The sequence below is a fragment of the Pseudoruminococcus sp. genome (genome assembly GCF_047012705.1).
Classification (GTDB): Bacteria; Bacillota; Clostridia; order Oscillospirales; family Acutalibacteraceae; genus Pseudoruminococcus.
Genome location: NZ_JBKXNW010000049.1, coordinates 1 through 3,076, shown reverse-complemented (window position 1 = coordinate 3,076; position 3,076 = coordinate 1). Strand labels below are relative to the sequence as shown.

The window sequence follows — 3,076 nt, the reverse complement described above, 5'->3', positions numbered from 1 at the left end:
TAAATTTTTTGTAAAATTTGCTCTTTTACTTGTCTACTTTATTGACTATGGTCCACGGCTTGCTGTGCTCTGGTATCTTCCCGTTCCGAAGAAGTCGGCGGCTGTCTTTGCGGCTTTCTCTCTTGTTATGCTGTTCATCTCGACCTCAACTCCGATGGTCTGCTTTTTCATTTCCTCGATCTGTCTTGCTGTCTTTTCGTTCATGGTGGTTTCCTCCGTTTATCTGAATTTTGTATGTTTTCCGTTTCGGTATGTGTATATTAACTCTACCTGCACACTATATCAAGCAATATTTGAGATGTATTTCCACCAATCATAAGGGCAAATAAACGGAGAAAGTTGTGTATATTGTGGTGGTTTAATCCGCTTCATCAGTACAATAATCGTACCCCAGGATCAGCTTGGCGTAGATGAAAGCGTACCGTTCACGCTCGCTGCCCTCAGATGCGAATATGCCATCGAGAAAATAATCCTTCGCTTCTGTCCGGCTGTCCCAGACACGCTCCTGACCGTAGCAGACGGTTGTAACGCTGTCGAGCTTTTCTACCTCGTCCACGCCGTAAGCGACATTCAGACCACAGCCGTTGTCCCATTTTACTATCAGGCTTCCGATATCATCAACGCCCTTCACTGTTCCCTTAGTACCGACAGGCGGTGCCTGATCGTCATCCATTTTGCAGAGGACTATTCTCGTTCCGACAGGGTATTGATTTTTTAATCTTTCCACTTCTTCGCTTGTCGGAAATCTCATTTCTGATCACCGTCCCTTCCGGCTTTGAATGCTGACGAGCCGTCAAGGTTTCGTAGAAGTATCTTTCTTTCCGCTTTGTACTCTGTTCCGATAAAGCCGAGACGAAGGAGAAAACATCTGAAAGCATACTTCTCGTTATCGACATCCTTTTCCTTGGCGGTCACACGCTTGGCATCCTTTGACATTTTGCAAAGAGCTGTAATGAAATGAGTGTATGCTTTTACCTCATCAGGTGTCACCTCGGAGAACCAAGGAAACGATACCGTTCCGACATCCTCGTTCTGTTCGATTTTCAGGTCATCCACACCGAGTGCCTTTTTGATAAGGGTGCCTTTGGCATCGAGCAGCTTTGTCAGATTGCCGATCTCCACGCAATCCAGCGGTATTGTTACCGTAAGGGCAGCAGCCTCGGCACAAAGCCCCTCTGTCGGCGCACAGGGCATTTTTTCGGTTTCTTCGGATACTTTTTCGGCTCCGCTTTCCACCGCCATGTCGGGCGTTTCTGTGGGCGTTCCCTCAAAGCCTTTCTGTGCAAGAAAATCGACCAGTGTGTCAAAGTATTCCTTTTCTACACCGTCATCAAAACTTACACATCCGTTCTTATCAATGTTGATAGTATCTACCTGATAGCTGAATGTCGGTGCTCCAAGGTATTTTACTTCACCCTCAGTAAACTCTGCTATGGCGCTTGCGAGTTCCTTGCGTTCTGTGCCTGTTTTGTTAAATTCTATTCGCATTGTCACTACCTCCTTGTTTTTTGGGTACTACATATATCACTCTTTTTAGCCTGAAAGTCAACAACAAAAGCTGAGATAAAGGGAAATCTACATAGTACACAAATCAAAAAGGAATGTTATGTACATTACTTATCAGCGAAATAAGCTATCCCTGCAAGCACAAAGAAAACTATCGGTAAACTGACACCGTTGCCCCACATTTTGTACTCTGCTGAATCGCTGTGAGGATCATTTAGCCACTTGCGTATCTGATTGTCGGACTTCGGTTTTGTTTTCTTTCCCAGAGCTTCATCGTACTCTCTGAAAATCTCACGCCATTTTGCTATCTCTTCATCGGTCGGATCATCCGATGCAAGATCACTGCACCAAAAATCAGGAAACCCCTGCAGCCTTGCACACTCGGTCGGTGTCAGCCTGCGGACAATATATTCCATATCGTCACTCGTATCATTTACGGTCGGAGGGTCTTTGAAATCGCTGGCGACAAGTGTATCTGCAACTTCCTCCGATGCTCTGGTATGGAATGAAGATTTGCTTGTACAGTAGGTCGGGTGAGCAACTGCTCCCGGTCCTTTAGCTACTATCGTAGGCTCAACTTCCTCCTGAATAGAAATAGCGTACTGAGCATTGCGTCCCATGTTATATGTAGCACGGTCGATACCGTAAGCAATGCCGTGCTGTTCTGTAGCGTTGAGCGTATAGCCCACACCTTCTTCGGAATAACCGTTTCCGTGATGGGACGGTCTTGTCCCATTGCCTTCTATCGCCACAACGGCAATGCCGCCCTGATTACAGGATGGATTGCCGCCGTTTCCGTCAATAGTTCTGCTCGTTTCAGCCTTATAAAATCCGCTGTTTGGATTGTCGCTTTTCATAGCGTTGCTGTCTTTTGAGCAGATGCCGTAGGCTTCTACTACTGCTATCCCGCCTTGATTGGCATCGGGAGGGATGCCGCCTGTATCGACTGTTCGTGCAGTATCAGTTTCATATACATTCTGTCGGGCGTTTTTTGTACCCTCTGATGTAAAGCGGACATCGTAGGTTTTCTCTACCACGAAGGGCTGATTGTTGCCGCCCATACCATAGGTGGCACTGACCGTTGGAGCTACATCGCCAAGCTCTCTGTAACGAGTATCCATCGAATGGTTTTCATAAACTGCGGCAGGAACTACCCCTGCACGAAGCGTTGGAGATTTTTCCTTTTCATAACCGATAGATCGGCTCTTGGCTGAATGCTCCGTACAAAAGCCTGCCGACTCCATTACCACAGGGGGATGATGTGATTCGGCACGAAGAGTGCAGGTCTTTTCCTCCGTAACATCCATTCTGTCTCCACCTTGATCATTCAGAACTATCGCACCGTTTCTTCCCGTTGACATTCCGCAGTTTATTCCGAGCGTTGCCGCTTTGTCAGATACAGCACCGTTATAGCCGTCTATCCCGATGCCTGACGCTCCAGAGCCTTGCGTAATACTTCGGGCAGCCGCTTGCCACGAGCGGAAGCTCTCCGCAGAATACCCTGACAAGCCTTCTGACTCAAATAATATTTTTCCGGCACATCTGTCATTAAAATCTGCGACAAGATAGA

3 protein-coding genes and 1 pseudogene are annotated in these 3,076 nt (G+C 47.0%); all 4 read right to left on the bottom strand.

Going from position 1 to position 3,076, the window contains the following annotated elements:
- Positions 1 to 54: 54 nt before the first annotated feature.
- Positions 55 to 204: pseudogene (locus tag ACLU24_RS14540) on the bottom strand (amidoligase family protein); the annotation flags it as partial.
- Between the two features lie 154 nt (positions 205 to 358).
- Complete coding sequence (locus ACLU24_RS14680) at positions 359 to 751, bottom strand: DUF4314 domain-containing protein (protein ID WP_475495316.1); 393 nt, start codon at positions 749 to 751, stop codon at positions 359 to 361.
- Complete coding sequence (locus ACLU24_RS14530; RefSeq protein WP_412613352.1) at positions 748 to 1,488, bottom strand: virulence protein; 741 nt, start codon at positions 1,486 to 1,488, stop codon at positions 748 to 750. Before ACLU24_RS14530 ends, ACLU24_RS14680 begins: the two co-directional genes overlap by 4 nt.
- Before the next feature lie 125 nt (positions 1,489 to 1,613).
- Positions 1,614 to 3,076 (bottom strand): DNA (cytosine-5-)-methyltransferase (locus ACLU24_RS14525; protein ID WP_412613350.1); only part of this gene is annotated, 1,463 nt, incomplete at its 5' end.

What these genes read in the sequence shown, in the direction of transcription:
- ACLU24_RS14680 (WP_475495316.1), bottom strand. Translation starts at nt 751, where the DNA reads ATGAGATTTCCGACAAGCGAAGAAGTGGAAAGATTAAAAAATCAATAC.
- ACLU24_RS14530 (WP_412613352.1), bottom strand. Translation starts at nt 1,488, where the DNA reads ATGCGAATAGAATTTAACAAAACAGGCACAGAACGCAAGGAACTCGCA.